Genomic DNA, 17,223 nt, shown 5'->3' on the forward strand with positions numbered 1-17,223 from the left:
ATGTCTGACCAAGAAGCCCCGCCGAAGAAGCTTGACCTTCATATCGGCAATATCCCGCACTTCGTCGCTCACGCCCTGCAGGTGCCGCGCGCGCTGGTGATCACCCAGGACGCTGACGGCGTCATTTCGATGGCTTCCAACGGCGTGAACCATGCCGTAGCCAATGAAATGCTGTCAGTCGGCATCTACAGCAACCTGGATCAGCACTACAGCGCCTTGCGCGACGGTCTGGGTGGCCAGGAACTGCGCGAGCAGCAACAGGCCGTTGACGCGTTGAACAAGGAAGGCGGTGTGCAATGAAGATCAGCAATTTGTGGCGCTACATGTTCGCTGTTGCCCTCATGCGCTTCAGCGTTGGCGAGGAAGGGGGCGGTACCGGCGAGAACAAGGAACCCACGACCTTCTCCCTGGACTATGTCCGCGAGCTGCGGGCCGAGAACAAGGGTTACCGGCTGAAGCTGCAGGAGGCAGAAAACCGTGCCAAGGCCGCTGAAGATAAGGCCACACAGGCCACGGCTGATGCAGAAGCCAAAATCAAGGAAGCGACCGAGACTGCCGGGAAAACGGCCAATGATCGCATCCTGATGGCCGAACTGAAGGTGAAAGCCAAGGAAGCCGGCCTGGTGGATCTCGACGGCCTGAAGTTGGCCGACCTGTCCAAGGTCAAGCTGAACGCTGACGGCACGCTGGACGGTGCTGATGCACTGTTCACCGGTCTGAAAGAGGCAAAGCCGTATCTGTTCGGAGCCTCGAACACTTCCAGCAGCACCGAAACACCGCCGACCCAGACCCCGCCCGAGCGGAAGCTCGCCAAGGATATGACGCCGGCTGAATACGCCGCTGAAAGAGCGAAACTCATCGCGTAGTAACACTGCATTACCTGCTCGCATCGGGGCCAGACGCCCAGGCGAAGAACGAACCTCATTCTTCATCTAGGAGTTGGCCTCATGCCCATCCAGAATATGCCGGCTGCACTGCAGCCCATCATCCAACAAGGCTTCCTGGAACGAGAGTTCCAAGACGGCTTGTCTTCGGCACTCGGTTACCGCGCAGTTGCCGACCGCGTCGCCGTTTCGATCAACGTCGGTGAAACGGTGACCAAGACCCGCCGCGGCCTTAAGGCACCGGTGACCCAGCCGATGAACCCGGCAGGCAATACCAACCTCGACAACGGTCTGACCCCTACCCCGTTCACCGTCGAGCAATACACGCTGACCATCAACCAGTACGCCGACACCATCGATCTGAACATCGTCACCAGCCAGGTAGGTATCGCGAACCAGTTCCTGGCCAATGCCAAGACCAACGGCGTGCAGGCCAAGCAGTCCCTCGATCGTCTGGCCCGCAATGCCCTTTTCAGCGCCTACCTCGGCGGCCAGACCCGCGTTCGCACCACCTTGGGCGCTCCAGCGCTGACCGTGGCCGTGGACGACGTTCGCGGCTTCCAGTTCGTACTGGTGAACGGCCAGATGGTTGCCGTCAGTCCCAGCAACCCCGCTACCGTCGTTGTGGGCTCGAATACCTACACGCTGAACAGCGTCGCGGTGGACGGCTCAAACGTCTCCACAGCCATCCTGAATGGCGGTATCTCGGGCACCCTGACGTTCTCGGCCAACGTGTCGATTGCCGACGCGACCGCGAACAACGCTGTGGTGCATGCGAATGCCCCTGTACTGGTCCGTCCAGGCGGCAAGTATTACGGCGGCTCCAACTATGCCAACACCTCGTCCCTAAACGGCCTGGCGGCCACCGACGTGCTGACGCTGGGCACGATCGAAGATGCCATTGCTGCCCTGCGCAACAACACCGGCATGCAGAACGAGATTTTCAATCTCTTCCTCGACAACGTGTCGATGCGTCAGCTCTTCGCCGATCAGGACTTCAAGCTGATGTATCAGGGTCAGTACGGCAGCCCGGAAGCCCGCAAGGGCCAGGTTTTCCAGCTGATGGGCGCGAACTTCATCCCGACCACCGAGGCCATTGTTCAGGCCCACCCGACCCTCGGCAACGTCAAGGTGCGTCGCCCTATCCTGTGTGCCCCGGGCGCGCTGGTGGAAGGCGATTTCGCCGGCATGACGCAGAAGGCTACCGAGGCAGTCGGCAACAACGCCGATATCAGCGTGGTTGATGGCGTCGTGCAGGTCACACGCGGCCCGCTGGACCGCCTGCAACAGATCATTGGCCAGTCGTGGTTCTGGATCGGTGGCTTTGTCGCCCCGACCGACGCCACGGCGAACCAGCAGATCATCCCGACCGCCGGCGCTCAGTACCTGAAGCGCGCCGTTGTGATCGAACACGCAGGCTAAGGCTGGTGGCCCAGCTTCGGCTGGGCCAGCTGTTCCCTGACTTCTCCCTGGAGTACACCAATGACCAAACAAAGCACGAAGGCCGGTGCGTCGGCCCTGACTGCCGCTGTCACTGCTGCAATTGTCGCTACGGCACCCGCACCCGGCCCTGATGCCACACTGCCACCGGCTCCAGCCGATCAGCCGGGTCTGTTGCAGGACAATGACGGTCCCCAACCCAGCCCGCCGCCAGACCTGTTCGAAGAGGCGCCACCGCCGTGGCACTACCCAGAATCGGTCACTCTGGCCGCGCCTTACGGGGTGCTGGACGAAGATACCGGTACCGAACACCACTGGTACACCGGCCAGCAAGTCGTAGACCCCGATCAAGTCCGCTACCTGGTGGAAGTGAACGCCCCCTTGGAGCCGTTCTAAATGGCCTTCTCCGACGCTGAAAAGACCGATATCCGGCGCTTCTGTGGCTATGGTGCGTTCGGCTCGCAGGCCTTGCCGGCGTCGGGGTACCGCTTCTTCACGGCCTACGGCACGATGGAATACAAGCTGACCAACCTGCTGCCGGCAGAAGAGGCGGTTGTGCGAACGACCTACCTGACCAATCTGGGCCAACTCGAAACCGACATTTTCGCGGTACGTGGCAACCTGGACACGGCACAGGCTGCTGTCTGGGTTCACAACCCGCATGAGCACGCAGACCGAGAAAGACTGTTTGCTTCAGTACGCCGCAAACTGTGCGGGTTCCTCGGCATTCCACCGGGCCCAGAGCTGGCCAACGGTGGCGGCATCAGTTTGGTGGTGTGATATGGACGGCCAGACCCTACAGGCCAAGATTTACGCGGGCTATGCGAGATCAGCCCAGCATATCGGCCTTGATTTCGACCTGTATCGCCCTGCCTCGATCGCTGCCCCGCTGTCCAACAAGGTCGGCACGCTGAAAGCCGCGATGGATTCCAGCGCCTCGTACAGCTTCAAGGCGCCGAACGAATACGGTGATCCCACCTGGTTTGCACTGATCAACGATGCAACCACCCAGCCGGGTGACTACCTGGTGAACGGTAACGGCACCTACTTCATCGCGGGCAAGCAGTTCCTGTTGCCGGTGATCGTGGTTGAGTGCAACCGCCAGGTGCGTGTCAGCCGCCAGCCCGCGCCGACCGGTGTCGGTGCTGTTGGGTACGGTGGCCCATGTGGTACCGCTGGCGATATCGACGTGATTGGGTCAACTGCCGGCGGCACTGCTTGGCCCTGCTCCATCTTGCTGAAAGGTCAGCGGGAAAAGTCGCTCAGCGCCCTGCCCGGTGCGTCCTCGCAGGTCGGCTGGCAGATCCTGCTGCCGCCAAGCGTAGCTGTGCCGCTGAATGCCGGCGATATCGCCACCGACGACCTCGGCCGGCGCTACCTGCTGCACGGCGCCGAGCAATCGGACCTCGGCTGGCGGTTGACCTGTACGGAGGTACATGCCTGATGGCTGATCAATCCGACGTCAGTAACGCCCTGGTGGCCGCCATCGCCGCTGCCTGCTATCCGAACGGTACCGGCCAGGCCTGCGCCCTTTCCTTCCCGGTGCGGATCTATGCGGGGTGGCCACCGCCGGAAGCCCTGGATGCAGACATGAAGGCCGGCATTGCACATGCCACCGTGTGGCCGCGAGAGTCAAGGCAACTGCCTTTGCTGGATTCGGACTGGAAGACCCAGACCGAGCCGGTGATCACCATTACCGCCACCGTGGTGGGCCAGACGGTCACCATCGGCGGCACCATCACTGCCGGCAACATCGTTTCGGTGTTCGCCAATGGCAAGCCCTACCCGTACAGCATCCAGCAGGGCAACACCTTGGCCGGCATCGCCGCCAGTCTGGCTGCGCTGATCGCAGCCGACATACCGGGCACGAACGCTGCCGGGGCTGTGCTCACCCTGCCCGCCTCTGTCCGTGGCCTTGTAGCCCGGCTGGGCGGTCAAGGAACCGCCATTCGTAATCTGCGCCGGACTGCGCAGCGCTTCCAAGTCACGGCCTGGGGGAACTGCTACGACGTGCGCGACAAGCTGGCGGCGCTGATCGATGTCGCGCTGGCAGATATCAAGCGTGTTGCATTGCCTGATGGCACCAGCGGTACGTTGCATTACCAATCCGACGTTCAAGGCGATTCGTTGCAGAAGCAGCGGATCTACAAGCGCGATCTGTTCTACGTGGTCGATTTCAACGTCACCCAGATCCAGACGCAAACCAGCATTACCCAGGTGCAGCTCACCGCGGCGCCGAGCGTCGGCGGTTCTGTCCCGGTCACCACCTACCAATGAGGTAATCCATGGCTTTCCAGCTCGTAGTAGTGAACGCATTCGGGGAGTACGCCAAGGGTGACACCATCACCGACCAGCAGGCTATCGACGCCATCCTGGCCGGCGAACAGGCTGACAGCGTGGTGAAGGTTGCCGCGCCCGAGCCGAAGCCGAAGAAGGCGTAAGCCAGCCCCGCGTTATCCAGGCCGCCCCATTCGGGCGGCTTTTTTCATTCTCAGGAGCCGCCCACTATGCCCGTCTCTCAACTTGGCGCGATCAACACCACTGCGTTGGTCGTCCCGGACGTTTACGTCCAGATCGTGCCGCCACAGGTTGCCTACCTGAACGGCTTGCCCACCAATGTCCTGGGCATGGTCGGTACCGCCCAATGGGGCCCGGTGAACAGCCCGACCATCGTGGGCAATATGGCCGACTATGCCCGCCTGTTCGGCGCCATCCAGAACCGTAAATACGACCTGGGCACCGCTATCTCGGCCGCCGTCCTGCAAGGGGCCAACAACTTCCGCGCCGTGCGCGTGACCGACGGTACGGACATTGCCGCGTCGATTTCCATCCAGACTACCTGTCTGACCGTCACGGCGAAGTACACCGGCACGCTGGGCAACGCCATTACGATCCAGATCGCCGCCGGCTCTGCCGCCAACACCTGGAAGGCGATCGTGACATTCCCCGGCCAGACGCCGGAAGTGTTCGACAACATCGCCGGTACCGCGAACGCGCTGTGGGTTGCCATCGCGGCAGCCATCAACAACGGTCAGAACGGTTTGCGTGGGCCTTCGCAGTACGTTGTTGCCTCTGCAGGCGCCGGTGTTGCTGCGCCAATTGCCAGCAGCTACACCCTGACAAGCGGCACCGATGGAGCGGCCACCATTACCAGCTCGGTCCTGCTGGGCCAGGACACCATCCCGCGCAAGGGTATGTATGCGCTGCGGAATACGACCGCATCCATCGCCGTACTGGCCGATTGCGACGACTCCACCAGCTGGACCACCCAGGTGGCCTACGGCTTGTCCGAAGGCACCTACATGGTGATGACCGGCCCAGCTGGCGACACCATCAGCAACGCCGCTACCGTCAAGGCGACCGCTGGTATCGACAGCTATTCGGCCAAGCTGCTGTTTGGCGATTGGGTCTACTTCCAGGACACGGTGAACGGCGTCATTCGTCTGATTTCGCCCCAAGGCTTCATTGCCGGCCGCCTGGCCAACCTCTCGCCCGAGCAATCGAGCCTGAATAAGCCGCTCTACGGCATCGTGGGCACTCAGAAGACGTCCGCCAACCAGACCTACAGCGGCGCCGAGCTGCAGGCGCTAGGCCAGGCCGGTATCGACCTGATCGCCAATCCTTCACCTGGTGGCAACTTCTTCTCGGCACGGTTCGGCCACAACACCAGCTCGAACGCGGTAATCCAGGGCGACAACTACACCCGGATGACCAACTACATCGCCTACACACTGAACGCCGGTATGGGCCAGTACGTCGGTCGCTTGCACAGCGCGGACACTCGCCGCGAGGCCGCCGCCACGGTTTCCAGCTTCTTCGGGAACATGGAACAGCAAGGCATGATCGGCGACCCGAACGGCGGCCCCGCCTATTCGGTGGTCAGCAACAAGGCCAACAACCCCGATAGCCGCGTGGCGCTTGGCTACATGCAGATTGACTGCAAGGTGAAGTATTTCGCCATCGTCGAGAAGCTGCTGGTCAACGTCGAGGGTGGTCAGTCGGTCCAGATCCTGCGTCAAGGCGCATCGCCCAACACCTGATAGTCACTGAGAGCAACCCAGAACCCGCCCATGTGGCGGGTTTTTTCATTTCCGGAGATACCCCATGCCAGTCAATGGTTTTTCGGTCGGGCGCGACCTTGCGCTTGATATCTCGACCCCTTCCGGCCCGTTGCGGCTGAGCCTGATCACCGGTTTCGATTCGAAGCCGAACTATGGCGATATCAAGGTGAAGGGACTGGACGGCGTCACCCGCCATGCCCGTTTCCCTGATGGCTGGGAAGGCAGTTTCGAGGTTGAGCGGATGGATTCGGTCATCGACAACTATTTCGCGCAGCTCGAAGCCAGCTACTACGCCGGCATCAACGAGCAGCCCTGCACTATCACCGAGACCATCACCGACCCTGACGGCTCAGTAAACCAGTACCGCTACAAGCAGGTGCTGCTGAAGCTGACCGATAAGGGAAAGTGGGAGGGTGACAAGACGGTGAAACAGAAATTGGGCTTTGTAGCCGCCCGCCGAGAGAAGGTGTAAGCCATGAGCGAAAACGTGAAGCTGGAAATGCTGGATGAGGCTACGCCCCCGAGCCAGCAGGTGGTCGCCAAGGCGATGGCGTCAGTCACAGTACCGGACGCCAACGGCCGAAGCATCACCCTGCGCAAGCCAGGCATCTTGGCGCAGTTCCGCCAGATTGAAATGCTCGGCGATACCGCGTCGAACCTTGTCTATATGAACCTGGTTGTGCCGCTGTTGTATATCTCGGCCATCAACGGCGAGGACGAACCGGCGCCGATCACCAAAGCCCAGCTTGAGGCCTTGATTTCTCGACTCGGCGACGAGGGCGTCGCTGCGGTCCATGAGGGGGTGCAGGAGCACTTCCGCAAGACAAACATCGAAGCAGACAAGGCCGCACTAAAAAACTAGCCACGTCCACCCCGATCCGAGAGGCGCTGTGGCTGGTAAAGCATGGCGTTCCCTTTGACGTCGCGTTTTCCGTTGACGACGTCACCCGGGCGGCGTGGGCGATCATCTTCAGCGAGATGGAAGGCAGCCGGTTTGACTGGCAGAAGATGGACTATGTGAAGGATGAAACGTGAAAGAGCTGGCGAGCCTGGGCGAAATGGCGCTTGAGCTGGTGCGCGCCGAGGTTCGTATGGGCCTTGCTGCGCACCATGCCCTGAAGTCGGCCGCAGCTGAAATCGCGAAGGATGCCAAGGCAGCCATAGGCGAGTACCAGCAATCGGCCGGCCCCTTTCCTGCCTGGTCGGAACTGGCGGACTCAACCGAGGCGGAGAAAGCCCGTCTCGGCTACCCGTCCGACGCGCCATTGCTGCGCGAGGGTGACTTGCGGGAATCCATCCAGAGCGAGGTTCACGGCCTGGAAGCGGTAGTGGGGTCGAAATCGGAAGTCGCTGCGGCCCAGGAGTTCGGGACCGATCGCATACCGCCCCGGCCATTCATTGGGCCGGCAGCGTTCAAGAACAAGGACAGGATCGAGGAGAAGCTGGGGAAGGCCATTGTTTCCGGCCTGGTCGGGGGTGACCCGATACACCCGCTGCTTGGTTACAACATCACCAGCTAGCTGAACGCGGCGCTCAGCACCGCATAGGCAATTGCCCCGAGCACTGTCAGTACCACCAGCCCCACAACAAGCGCGAATAGCGAAATCGTCAGCAGCTCAATACGTGCCCATGGCGACATGCTGTGAGCAAACCGCAGCCCCCTTGTAGATGGCTGCCGCTGGCGCGCGGGCACGACCTGAATGCCTGGGTACTGAACCCAGCTTATCCGGTCAGCCAGCCACTCATGAATGCGCGTTTTCAAAGGAAGTGCCATGTTCGAAGCCTACAAGGTCGCGGTAAAAATCAGCCTGGTTAATCAGGCTAGTATGGGCCTTCTGGCACTGTCAAAGGATTTTCTGAAGACCGAGGCCAGCGCCAGCGCCTTGCAGAAGCGCATCCACGCGATCCAGGCACAAGCGGCCAAAGGCACCATCATGTTGGGCATCGGCGTTGCCGGGCTGGCTGCAGTGAAAGGCCCGCTCGACGAGGCCAAGAAGATGCAAAACGAGGTGACCCGGTTCAATTCGCTGGGCTTCGGTGCGCATATCGACGGCCAGGCCGAGCTCTACGCTCGCGCCATGAAAACCATTGGCACCAGCACGACCGAGAACATGGCGCTGGTCTCCGATGCCATGGCGGTGTTCAAGGATCTGCACCACGCCGAGATGGCCGCGCCCCTGCTGTCCAAGATGAAGTTCGCAAACGAGGCGGTATTCGGTGCAGAAAGTGGCGGCGCCAATGAACGCAAGTTCATGGATATGCTCAAGGTGATCGAGTTCCGGGGCGGTCTCGCCAACGAGAAGGAATTCCAGACCCAGGCCAACTTCGTGCAGCAGGTCATCACCGGCAGCCGGAACCGCGTTGATGCCGGCCAGCTGCTGTCTGCCCTGAAAACCGGTGGCGTTGCGCTCAGCCGGCGCGAGAACGAAAAGTTCTATCTGGGCTCCGAGCCCCTGATTCAGGAATTCGGCGGCCAGCGCTACGGTACCGGCGCCATGTCCATCTACCAGAACCTGGTGCAAGCCCGCGGGACGCTGACCGCGCAGCAGGAACTGTATCGCCTGGGCCTGCTGAATAAGGACATGGTCCAGTTCAACAAGCTGGGCCAGATCAAGAAGGCCAAGGCTGGCGCGTTCGTGGGTTCGGACATCCTCGAGCGAGAAGGTGAACTGGCCCTGCTGGAAAAGGTACTGTTGCCCGCCTTCAAGAAAAAAGGCATCGCCGGCGAAGAGAACATCATCCGTGAGCTGGGGCTGATCCTCAGCAACCGGACGGGTTCGTCCCTGATGGGTCGTATCTACCAGCAGCGCGAGACCATCAGTAAGCAGGCTGCTGCCAACAAGTATGCGGACGGTATCGACCAGCTGCATAACCGGGCCAAGGGCACGCTGGCGGGCAAGGAAATCGACCTGCATGCCAAGTACAACAACCTGATGCTGGCATTGGGTCAAACCGTGCTGCCACTCGCTGTCAAAGGCCTGGAACACCTCATCCCGATGGTGAAATCGGCCACCGAATGGATAGACCGCAACCGCACCGCCACGAAATGGCTTGTGGGCGGGTTCATCGCCCTTTCGGGAGCAATGGCCATCGGTGGCGCAATCAACATCGCGGTAGCCGGGCTGCGGGGTCTCGGCCTTGCCATCAACCTGATTGGAGCAACAAGAGCGACCGCCGCCGTGGGATTGGTTGCGGATCTCGGCAAGGCTGCATTGCCTGGCTTGGGCACTGCGATTGGCGCCCTCGCCAGCCCGATCGGTATTGCCGTCCTCGCTCTGGGTACGCTGGCCGCTGCTGCCTATGCCTTCCGGCCGATGACTCAGAAGGAAATCGACTCGTACAAGGATGGTGGTGTAGGCGTGAGGCCCAATGCCACAACGGCAGCACGCCTCGCGTCGCTATCTGCCGTCGATAAGGCCCGAATGGATGCATTGGGCTCTGACTTCAAGCCCAAGCGCGTGAATTCGACGAGCCTTATCGCCCGGGCGCAGTCCGCAGGCCTGCAGTCTCCGCTTGGAGCGGCTACCCCCACCCTGGTGGCCGGTTCGACAGTAGCGCCGAGGCCTGCCGAGCGGCCGCTGAATGTGCAAACCACGGTCAATCTGGACGGCCGCAAGATTGGCGATATCGTCAGCCGATACCAAGCCCGCGAGGCTTCCCGCCCTGTCGGCGGTACCGGCTTTGATACCAGCCGCGGCCTGCTGGCTGCCGGCTACGGAGGTGGACATTGAAGCCAGACATGAAATTCAAGCTCGGGGCGTTCACCTTCACGGATCTGGAAATACCGGAAGAGCTGGCTATTGCCCGCGAGCAAAAGCTGGTCGTCCATGACCTGGTCGGCGGCGGTCGCGTGGTGGATGCCATGGGAACGCAGCTCAAACCCATTGAGTGGACCGGCTGGCTGTTGGGCAAGGACGCATTTGACCGGGCCAAGCAGCTGGCGGCAATGTGCGAGGCCGGCCAGGTCGTGGCGCTGGATGCCGGCAGGATCGGCGCGAAGGTCATCGTCCAGACCTTCACGTATCGCTTCCAGACCTTCTACAAGATCCCGTACAGCATCACCGTGCTACCGCTCCCGCCGGCAGCATCGGCGAAAGCCGCCAGTGTGAATCAGGCCATTGACGAGGACATGGACGAGGCCGAGGAGCTTGCGGAGGAAGTAGCCGACCCCGGCATAACCGGAAAGCTGGGCACGCTGAAGGCGGCCATATCGTCCGTCAGCGACTTCGCCAAGGCGACAACCGCTCAGATACAGAGCGTATTGCAGCCGCTGAACGAGGTACGGGGCCAGGTCACCACCCTGATTGCCTCGGTAGCGAATACGGCCAACAACATCGCCACCGTGGGCGGCTTGTTCCCCAACAACCCGGCGGCGCAAGCGGTCGGGAAAATCATCAACCAGACCAACGTCTACAGCAAGTTGCCGGCCCTACTGCAGTTGCAGGCGGTGACAGGCCGCATGGCAAACAACGTGGGCTCGTCTTCGTCGGCCGGGGAGCCTGTCGCTACTGCCGGCGGCAATCTGATGAAGATCGCGGCCGACAAGTACGGCGACCCGATGGCCTGGACAGGCATTGCACGCGCCAACAACCTGACCGATCCGGTGCTGACGGGCGCGAAGGTGATCACGGTACCGCCCCAGCCAGACACCAACGGCGGGGTCATCCAAACGTAAAGGCCACATGCTCAACACCATACCTACCGAAGGAATAGGACGGCGCCCACGTGGCGCCGTTCTGCTGAATGGGCAGCGGATTGAGGGCTGGATCAGCTTAGAGGTCGACAACAACGCCTTTGCCGAGGCCGATACGTTCCGGGTGCTGTTTGTAATCAGCAATCTGCCCAAGGAACGTGGCGCGGACTGGTTCGCTTCACAGGTTCAGATCGACGTCGAGCTACTGGCCGGCTTCCCTGCGGATCCGGATGACTTCAACCCGGCCGAACTGAAGAGCCTGATTCTCGGGCGGGTGGATGACCTGGTGTTTGATCCGGTCGCGGGCGTGGTCGAGCTTTGCGGCCGGGATTACACGGCGGTACTGATCGACAGCCAGACGACCGAAAAATGGGTAAACCAGACGGCGAGCCAGATCGCCACGGCGATCGCCAAGCGGCACGGCCTTACCCCGGTAGTGACCGCGACCAAAGGCAAGGCGGGGAAGTATTACAAGATTGATCAGGTCCGGCAGCACGACCGGAAGAGCGAGTGGGAATTGCTCAGTACCCTGGCCCGTCATGAGTTTTTCGACGTCTACGTCGCGGGCAAAGAACTGCATTTCGAGCCTGAACCACCCGAAAGCACCGAGCCCTATGTGCTTGAGTGGGAGGCGCCGACCGACAGCAGGGCCTCGCCCACCCTGAACGCGATCGATATGCGCTTCAGCCGCAATCTCACGCTGGCCAAGGGGGTGCAGGTAACGCTGCATAGCCACAACCTCGCCACCGGGAAGCCGATCACCGTCTCTTGGCCCAAGCCGGGGGATACCAGCGCGAGGCCGGGCAAGTCAGCTCCCAGCGCACAGCAGTACGTCCGGTCAGTTCCGAACAAGACCCCGGAACAGCTGCTGCAGCTCGCCCAGAAGATGCACCGGGATATCACACAGCACGAAGTAAAGCTTACCGCTTCGCTGCCGGGGGACGACCTGCTGACCCCGCGCCAGGTCATCAAGGTGACCGGTACCGGCTCCCAATTCGATCAGGTCTATTTCCCCGAGAGTGTCACCCGGCGTTTGTCGCTGGATGAGGGCTATCGGATGGAAGTGCGGGCCAAAAACCACAACCCAGCCAACGAGGCCACATGAGCGCGCAAGACCTTGTAAATGCGATGAAGGGACACGCCCAGGCGCTGGGCAATGCAACGCCCTCTCGCGCCGGCAGGGTGACCAGCTACGACCCGGGCAATTACGCGGTCAAGGTGCTGCTACTGCCTGAAGAAGTTGAAACGGGGTGGCTGCCGGTTAACTCCGGCTGGGTGGGTAACGGCTGGGGCATGTTCGCGCCACCCTCGATCGGCGACATCGTCGAGGTGGAATTTCTCGAAGACGACGTTGAATCAGGCTACACGCCATCCCGCTGGTTCAACGACAGCTGCCGGCCGCTGCCCTGCCCATCCGGTGAGTTCTGGCTGGTTCACAAGTCTGGCTCGCTGCTCAAGTTCCTGAACAACGGGGATGTACAGGTAGTGACCAGCCGCGACCTGCAGGCGACCGTTGGCCGGAATCTGACAGCCTCGATCGCTCAGAACGCAAGCGTTTCGGTCGGTGGCAATGCCAGCCTGTCAGTCAGCGGGAACCTCACCAGCTCGGCGGCGCAGTGGAACCACACCGGCCCGGTGAAGATTGACGGGACGTTGCTGGTGACCAAGACCATCACCGGCCAGGCGGGTATGCAGGTAACCGGCACGCTCCCGAGCGGCCAAGCCTCTACTTTCGCGGGATCGATCCAGGTCAACGGCGGCGACGTGAAGGCCGATTCGATCAGCCTGAAGGGCCATGTCCACTACGTGTTCGACGTACAAACCAATTCCAGCATCCCAGGCTAGGAGACCACATGCCCAACCTGACCGATATCGACCACTACCTGGGCAGCGATATCAGCGCCAGCGTGACCGGTGATCTGCAGCCCTGTACCGGCATTGCCCGAGGCAAGCAGCGGATCCTGCGCCGGCTACTGACCAACCCCGGCGACTACCCGTTTCACCCTGACTACGGCGCCGGCCTGGGCCTCTGGATAGGCCAGTTGGCCGACATTCCGGCGATACAGGAACAGATCCGGACACAAATGCAGGCCGAAGAAACCGTGGCCGCCACACCGCCGCCCGACGTGGGCGTAGTGGCGATCCCGAACGGCCTTCAGGTCTCAATCCGCTACACCGATAAGCCCAGCGGCCAGCCCGCCATGCTCAATTTCAACGTGAACAGGTAAATATGGCGCTCAATACGAAGCCTTTCGCGACCATCGTCAGCAATACGGTGGCCGCCATCCAGGGCGCGGCGTCGCAACTCGTCGACCTGTCCCTGGGGTCGATACTGCGGGCGGTCGTCGAGGCTATGGCCGCGCAAGTGGTCTGGCTGGAATCCCTGCTGCTGCGCGTACTGGCGATCACCCGGGCGTCTACCAGCTCGGGCACCGACCTCGATAGCTGGCTGGCTGACTATGGATTCTCCCGCCTGCCAGGCGCTGCCGCTTCGGGTGTCGTCACCTTTTCCCGCTTCACCGCCACCGCGCAGGCCACCATCCCGGTCGGCGTGCTGGTACAGACCGGAGACGGCAGCCTGCAGTATCTGGTTCTGGCCGATTCGACGAACCCAGCTTACAGCATCGCTCAGGGCGCCTATCTGGTGCCGGCGGGTACCGGTTCTGTGGGGGTGCTGGTGCAGGCTGTAGCCATAGGGTCGATTTACAACGTGGTAGCGAACCAGATCAACACCCTGGGCAGCGTGATACCCGGCATCGACACAGTGACGAACCAATCGGCATTCGTGACCGGTACCAACCCCGAAAGCGATATCGCAGTGCGCGCCCGCTTCGTGCAGTGGGTAGCCAGCCTGGCGCGTGCCACCAAGAGCGCGATCGGGTTCGCCGTCACCCAGGTGCAGGCCGGCATCACTTACACGCTGGTGGAAAACCAGACCTATGGCGGGGCCGCCCAGCTCGGCTATTTCTATGTGGTCGTCGATGACGGAACCGGCAGCCCTTCCGGCACGCTGATTGCTGCCATTACCGGTGCAGTTGAGGCGGTAAGGCCTTTCACGGTCAGTTACAACGTGTACTCCACCATTGCGGTACCGCTACCGGTTTCGCTGACCCTGACGGTGCTGTCCGGATACAGCAAGCCAACCGTTGCCGCTGCCATCCAGGCGGCTATCGCGGCCTACATCAACGGCTTGGGCATCAATGCGGGCCTGACCTACACCCGGCTGGTGCAGATCGCCTACGACGCCAGCCCAGGCGTTGCCAACGTCTCCGCGCTGCTGCTCAACGGCGCTACGGCCGATATCGCGGCCAACCCGGTCCAATCTCTGCGCGCTGGCGCGATCACCATCAACTAAGGCGGTTCTATGGCAACTGGCGACCAGCAAGACATGCTGGCGCGGCTTCGTGCTGTGCTGCCCACCAACTGGTTCGGCGATACCAACCCCATTGTCACGGCCCTGCTTACCGGCTTGGCCAGCGCTCTGGCGTTCTGCTACTCCCTGCTGGACTACATCCGGCAACAGGCCCGGCTTAAGACGGCGAACGAAGAGAATCTAGACATCATCGCCGCGGACTTCTTCGGCAATGGTCTGATACGAAAGCCGGACCAGACCGATAGCAGCTACCGAAACCGCATCATTTCCAACCTGTTCAGGGACAAGGCGACGCGAACGGCCATTGTTCGCACCCTGACAGACCTTACCGGGCGGCCGCCGCTGATCTACGAGCCACGCTGCCCGGCAGATACCGGCGCGTACAGCGTGCCGAACTCGGGCTATGGCGTCGCAGGGGCTTACGGCTCGCTGCAGATGCCGTATCAGGCCCTGGTCGTGGCCTATCGCCCATACGGCAGCGGTATCCCGCTGATTGCCGGCTACGGCATCCCATCCGGGGGTTACAGCAGCCCTTCGCGTGCCGCCTATGCCTCGATCGCGCAAAGCATCACCCAGATTCCTGATTCCGATATCTACGCCGCTATCGACGCGGTGAAGCCCGCCGGAACCATCGTTTGGACCCGTATCAGCAACTAGCCACCAAGGAACACCGCCCCATGAATCGTTTTATGGTCTATCCGGGTCAAATCCCCCTCGAAACCGACCAACTGAACCAGACCCGCTTCGCAATGATCGCCCTTGGGCGCCTGGCTGCTGCCGAGTTCGGAAGCACCAATACCGTGATCAACGGTTTCGCCTGCGGCCCCACCGCGCCGGCCACCATGAACGTCTCGGTAGGGATCGGCGAGATTTACAGCCTGCAGCAGGTAGACCCCACCGCCTTCTCGTCGCTGGCCTCGGACACCGGGCACAACGTCATGAAGCAAGGCATTCTGTCCGATGCGGTGCAGCTGGCTTGCCCGGCACCGGCTACCGCCGGCCAGAGCATCAACTATCTGGTTGAGGTGGCATTCCAGGAAGTGGATGGGCTACCCGTCACCCTGCCGTATTACAACGCCAGCAACCCGACCAGTGCCTGGAACGGCCCGAACAATACCGGCGTGGCACAAGCCACCGTGCGCCAGTGCCTAGCCGTGGTGCAGATCAAGGCCGGCGTTGCTGCGGTGACCGGTGCCCAAACCACCCCGGCACCGGATGGGGGCTATGTTGGTGCCTGGGTGGTGACCGTCGCCAACGGCGCCGCCTCGATCACAGCAGCGAACATTGCACCTTATGGCCTGGCTCCCTTCGTCGTGCCACCGACCACGCTCTGGAATGCGTCGTCGATCTACCCGGGCGGCGCTGTGGCGGTGCGCAATGGCCGGGTGTATGTGGCTCAGGCCGCCACCATCGGCAACGCTCCGGAGAGTTCGCCAGCCTTCTGGCAGTCTGCCGGGCTGACCGCTGCCGACACCCTGTCGAACATCCTGGCCGGCTACACCGAATCGGTCGTGGTGGGCGGCAACGCGACGGCCAGTCAGGCGATCAACACAGCAGCGGCGAACAACTTCACCTACACCCTGCCGCAGAACACGACATTCAGCTTTACCGGCGCGCCTGCTGGGCGGGCTACCTCGTTCACCCTGCATGTGAAGCAAGACGCCACCGGTAGCCGCGCGATCACCTGGCCGGGAACCGTGTCATGGGGTGGCAGCGCGCCCGCCTCGTCCACGGCAGCCAACGCCCGCGATATCTACACCTTCACCACTCTGGATGGCGTGAATTGGGACGGCTTCCAAGTCCGCAAGGGGGCGTAATGCTGGCTGATCGAATGAGAGTTGCCGCCGGCAAGTCGGCGGGCGCTGCCTTCTATGCGTCGAATACCTACACCGGCAATGGTGCAACGCTGGCCATCACCAGCAACCTGAACCTTGCCGCCGGTGGCCTGGTGCTCACGCGTCGGCGTGATGCAGCTGCGGGCACCTATGCCGTTGACTCGGCCCGCGGCGCTGGCAATGCCTTGCTCACCAGTTCGCCCACTGCTCAGGTGTTCGTTTCCGGCGGCACCACGCTGACCGCGACAGGCTTTTCCATGGCCGGCGCCGCTGAAATGAACTCTGCCGGCGGGTCGTATGTAGCTTGGCAGTTCATGCGCCAGGCGAACTGTTTCGACGTGGTGACGTTTGCCGGCAATAACGGTGCCTCCCAGCAGTTCAACCATAGCCTTGGGGTTGCGCCCGGCCTGGTGATTCTGAAGGGCACAGGCTCACCCAACGGGCCGAACTGGATCATCTATCACAAGGACGCGGGGAATAACTCCTACAACGGCTTTGTGATCGACGCCTGGACCAGCTCGGCAGGTTCGTTTGCGGCGAGCGCGACCACCTTCACGGTCGGCAGCCAGTTGAACCTCAACCAGAGCGGCGGTACTTGCGTCGCCTACCTGTTCGCGCATGACACCAGCCCGACCGGCCAGAGCTTCAGCGGTAGCTATGTCGGCAACGGCAGCGCTTCGGGCCCCACGATCAATATTGGCTGGCAACCCCGATTCATCCTGCTGCAGGGCGGCACAAACCCCTGGCAAGTCGTCGATACGACTCGTGGCATCGCCTCGCCAGGCAATGACGCCGTGATTGCCATGGACACCGCCACGGCGGAGACCAGCGCGGACAACGTGACACTCAACGCCACCGGCTTTCAGCTCGTCTCTGCATCCGCAGCCTTCAACGCCACGGGCGTTACCTACTACTACCACGCAATTAGATAAGGAGC

General features: G+C 61.9%; 22 protein-coding genes. 21 read left to right on the forward strand and 1 reads right to left on the reverse strand.

The annotated features are described in order from the left end of the window. The 12 genes from ACYVHK_RS06330 (at position 1) to ACYVHK_RS06385 (ending at position 7,905) form a co-directional block, all read left to right on the forward strand. Positions 1–300: a hypothetical protein gene (locus tag ACYVHK_RS06330; protein ID WP_460528774.1), complete on the forward strand. Its 300-nt coding sequence runs from the start codon at positions 1–3 to the stop codon at positions 298–300. After that, entirely contained in the window at positions 297–866 is a 570-nt protein-coding gene (locus ACYVHK_RS06335) for a phage scaffolding protein (protein ID WP_460528776.1), read from the forward strand. The genes ACYVHK_RS06330 and ACYVHK_RS06335 overlap by 4 nt, the downstream gene beginning before the upstream one ends. An 81-nt stretch (positions 867–947) precedes the next feature. Next, positions 948–2,306: a hypothetical protein gene (locus tag ACYVHK_RS06340; protein WP_460528778.1), complete on the forward strand. Its 1,359-nt coding sequence runs from the start codon at positions 948–950 to the stop codon at positions 2,304–2,306. A 60-nt stretch (positions 2,307–2,366) separates the two neighbouring features. Beyond that, the gene (locus ACYVHK_RS06345; RefSeq protein ID WP_460528780.1) at positions 2,367–2,720 is read left to right on the forward strand and encodes a hypothetical protein; all 354 of its coding nucleotides are present in this window, start codon (positions 2,367–2,369) and stop codon (positions 2,718–2,720) included. Further along, positions 2,721–3,104, forward strand: coding sequence for a hypothetical protein (locus ACYVHK_RS06350; RefSeq protein WP_460528782.1), 384 nt, complete (start codon positions 2,721–2,723; stop codon positions 3,102–3,104). It begins immediately after the preceding gene. Position 3,105: 1 nt separating this feature from the next. Further along, on the forward strand, positions 3,106–3,768 hold the full coding sequence (locus tag ACYVHK_RS06355) for a hypothetical protein (protein ID WP_460528784.1): 663 nt from the start codon (positions 3,106–3,108) through the stop codon (positions 3,766–3,768). Then, on the forward strand, positions 3,768–4,601 hold the full coding sequence (locus ACYVHK_RS06360) for a hypothetical protein (RefSeq protein ID WP_460528786.1): 834 nt from the start codon (positions 3,768–3,770) through the stop codon (positions 4,599–4,601). Before ACYVHK_RS06355 ends, ACYVHK_RS06360 begins: the two co-directional genes overlap by 1 nt. Positions 4,602–4,609: 8 nt before the next feature. Then, positions 4,610–4,765 carry a hypothetical protein gene (locus ACYVHK_RS06365; RefSeq protein WP_460528788.1) on the forward strand — a complete coding sequence of 52 codons (156 nt, stop codon included), beginning with the start codon at positions 4,610–4,612 and terminating at the stop codon, positions 4,763–4,765. 66 nt (positions 4,766–4,831) lie between these two features. Then, positions 4,832–6,364, forward strand: coding sequence for a hypothetical protein (locus tag ACYVHK_RS06370; protein WP_460528790.1), 1,533 nt, complete (start codon positions 4,832–4,834; stop codon positions 6,362–6,364). 64 nt (positions 6,365–6,428) lie between these two features. Continuing rightward, on the forward strand, positions 6,429–6,857 hold the full coding sequence (locus tag ACYVHK_RS06375) for a hypothetical protein (RefSeq protein WP_460528792.1): 429 nt from the start codon (positions 6,429–6,431) through the stop codon (positions 6,855–6,857). A 3-nt stretch (positions 6,858–6,860) separates the two neighbouring features. Further along, on the forward strand, positions 6,861–7,247 hold the full coding sequence (locus ACYVHK_RS06380) for a hypothetical protein (RefSeq protein ID WP_460528794.1): 387 nt from the start codon (positions 6,861–6,863) through the stop codon (positions 7,245–7,247). A gap of 169 nt (positions 7,248–7,416) precedes the next feature. After that, a complete protein-coding gene (locus tag ACYVHK_RS06385) occupies positions 7,417–7,905 on the forward strand; it encodes a phage virion morphogenesis protein (RefSeq protein WP_460528796.1) in 489 nt (162 codons plus the stop codon). Here ACYVHK_RS06385 and ACYVHK_RS06390 read toward each other — a convergent pair. Beyond that, positions 7,902–8,159 carry a hypothetical protein gene (locus ACYVHK_RS06390; protein WP_460528798.1) on the reverse strand — a complete coding sequence of 86 codons (258 nt, stop codon included), beginning with the start codon at positions 8,157–8,159 and terminating at the stop codon, positions 7,902–7,904. The genes ACYVHK_RS06385 and ACYVHK_RS06390 overlap by 4 nt on opposite strands. Here ACYVHK_RS06390 and ACYVHK_RS06395 point away from each other — a divergent pair. Genes ACYVHK_RS06395 through ACYVHK_RS06435 form a run of 9 tightly spaced genes read left to right on the forward strand, consistent with a single transcriptional unit; the run spans position 8,158 to position 17,218 of the window. Continuing rightward, positions 8,158–10,116, forward strand: a complete 1,959-nt coding sequence (locus tag ACYVHK_RS06395) for a hypothetical protein (protein ID WP_460528800.1) — start codon at positions 8,158–8,160, stop codon at positions 10,114–10,116. The genes ACYVHK_RS06390 and ACYVHK_RS06395 overlap by 2 nt on opposite strands. A gap of 8 nt (positions 10,117–10,124) precedes the next feature. Then, complete coding sequence (locus ACYVHK_RS06400; protein WP_460528802.1) at positions 10,125–11,060, forward strand: hypothetical protein; 936 nt, start codon at positions 10,125–10,127, stop codon at positions 11,058–11,060. 7 nt (positions 11,061–11,067) lie between these two features. Next, a complete protein-coding gene (locus tag ACYVHK_RS06405) occupies positions 11,068–12,183 on the forward strand; it encodes a phage late control D family protein (RefSeq protein WP_460528804.1) in 1,116 nt (371 codons plus the stop codon). Beyond that, a complete protein-coding gene (locus tag ACYVHK_RS06410; protein WP_460528806.1) occupies positions 12,180–12,923 on the forward strand; it encodes a phage baseplate assembly protein V in 744 nt (247 codons plus the stop codon). Before ACYVHK_RS06405 ends, ACYVHK_RS06410 begins: the two co-directional genes overlap by 4 nt. Positions 12,924–12,931: 8 nt before the next feature. Continuing rightward, on the forward strand, positions 12,932–13,306 hold the full coding sequence (locus tag ACYVHK_RS06415) for a hypothetical protein (RefSeq protein ID WP_460528808.1): 375 nt from the start codon (positions 12,932–12,934) through the stop codon (positions 13,304–13,306). A 2-nt stretch (positions 13,307–13,308) separates the two neighbouring features. After that, entirely contained in the window at positions 13,309–14,433 is a 1,125-nt protein-coding gene (locus tag ACYVHK_RS06420) for a baseplate J/gp47 family protein (RefSeq protein WP_460528810.1), read from the forward strand. 9 nt (positions 14,434–14,442) lie between these two features. Next, positions 14,443–15,108: a hypothetical protein gene (locus ACYVHK_RS06425; protein ID WP_460528812.1), complete on the forward strand. Its 666-nt coding sequence runs from the start codon at positions 14,443–14,445 to the stop codon at positions 15,106–15,108. Between the two features lie 20 nt (positions 15,109–15,128). Next, on the forward strand, positions 15,129–16,268 hold the full coding sequence (locus ACYVHK_RS06430; protein WP_460528813.1) for a hypothetical protein: 1,140 nt from the start codon (positions 15,129–15,131) through the stop codon (positions 16,266–16,268). A 14-nt stretch (positions 16,269–16,282) separates the two neighbouring features. Beyond that, positions 16,283–17,218 (forward strand): DUF7483 domain-containing protein, encoded by a 936-nt coding sequence (locus tag ACYVHK_RS06435; RefSeq protein WP_460528815.1) that lies wholly within the window; start codon positions 16,283–16,285, stop codon positions 17,216–17,218. The last annotated feature ends 5 nt before the right edge of the window (positions 17,219–17,223 follow it).

The sequence above is a fragment of the Chitinimonas naiadis genome (assembly GCF_054780835.1).

Excerpts from the sequence above, each read along its gene's own strand:
- ACYVHK_RS06355 (WP_460528784.1), top strand. The coding sequence starts at position 3,106 with ATGGACGGCCAGACCCTACAGGCCAAGATTTACGCGGGCTATGCGAGA.
- ACYVHK_RS06345 (WP_460528780.1), top strand. The coding sequence starts at position 2,367 with ATGACCAAACAAAGCACGAAGGCCGGTGCGTCGGCCCTGACTGCCGCT.
- ACYVHK_RS06330 (WP_460528774.1), top strand. The coding sequence starts at position 1 with ATGTCTGACCAAGAAGCCCCGCCGAAGAAGCTTGACCTTCATATCGGC.
- ACYVHK_RS06410 (WP_460528806.1), top strand. The coding sequence starts at position 12,180 with ATGAGCGCGCAAGACCTTGTAAATGCGATGAAGGGACACGCCCAGGCG.
- ACYVHK_RS06415 (WP_460528808.1), top strand. The coding sequence starts at position 12,932 with ATGCCCAACCTGACCGATATCGACCACTACCTGGGCAGCGATATCAGC.
- ACYVHK_RS06395 (WP_460528800.1), top strand. The coding sequence starts at position 8,158 with ATGTTCGAAGCCTACAAGGTCGCGGTAAAAATCAGCCTGGTTAATCAG.
- ACYVHK_RS06360 (WP_460528786.1), top strand. The coding sequence starts at position 3,768 with ATGGCTGATCAATCCGACGTCAGTAACGCCCTGGTGGCCGCCATCGCC.
- ACYVHK_RS06400 (WP_460528802.1), top strand. The coding sequence starts at position 10,125 with ATGAAATTCAAGCTCGGGGCGTTCACCTTCACGGATCTGGAAATACCG.
- ACYVHK_RS06335 (WP_460528776.1), top strand. The coding sequence starts at position 297 with ATGAAGATCAGCAATTTGTGGCGCTACATGTTCGCTGTTGCCCTCATG.
- ACYVHK_RS06365 (WP_460528788.1), top strand. The coding sequence starts at position 4,610 with ATGGCTTTCCAGCTCGTAGTAGTGAACGCATTCGGGGAGTACGCCAAG.
- ACYVHK_RS06380 (WP_460528794.1), top strand. The coding sequence starts at position 6,861 with ATGAGCGAAAACGTGAAGCTGGAAATGCTGGATGAGGCTACGCCCCCG.
- ACYVHK_RS06435 (WP_460528815.1), top strand. The coding sequence starts at position 16,283 with ATGAGAGTTGCCGCCGGCAAGTCGGCGGGCGCTGCCTTCTATGCGTCG.
- ACYVHK_RS06425 (WP_460528812.1), top strand. The coding sequence starts at position 14,443 with ATGGCAACTGGCGACCAGCAAGACATGCTGGCGCGGCTTCGTGCTGTG.
- ACYVHK_RS06405 (WP_460528804.1), top strand. The coding sequence starts at position 11,068 with ATGCTCAACACCATACCTACCGAAGGAATAGGACGGCGCCCACGTGGC.
- ACYVHK_RS06375 (WP_460528792.1), top strand. The coding sequence starts at position 6,429 with ATGCCAGTCAATGGTTTTTCGGTCGGGCGCGACCTTGCGCTTGATATC.
- ACYVHK_RS06390 (WP_460528798.1), bottom strand. The coding sequence starts at position 8,159 with ATGGCACTTCCTTTGAAAACGCGCATTCATGAGTGGCTGGCTGACCGG.
- ACYVHK_RS06430 (WP_460528813.1), top strand. The coding sequence starts at position 15,129 with ATGAATCGTTTTATGGTCTATCCGGGTCAAATCCCCCTCGAAACCGAC.
- ACYVHK_RS06350 (WP_460528782.1), top strand. The coding sequence starts at position 2,721 with ATGGCCTTCTCCGACGCTGAAAAGACCGATATCCGGCGCTTCTGTGGC.
- ACYVHK_RS06420 (WP_460528810.1), top strand. The coding sequence starts at position 13,309 with ATGGCGCTCAATACGAAGCCTTTCGCGACCATCGTCAGCAATACGGTG.
- ACYVHK_RS06370 (WP_460528790.1), top strand. The coding sequence starts at position 4,832 with ATGCCCGTCTCTCAACTTGGCGCGATCAACACCACTGCGTTGGTCGTC.
- ACYVHK_RS06340 (WP_460528778.1), top strand. The coding sequence starts at position 948 with ATGCCCATCCAGAATATGCCGGCTGCACTGCAGCCCATCATCCAACAA.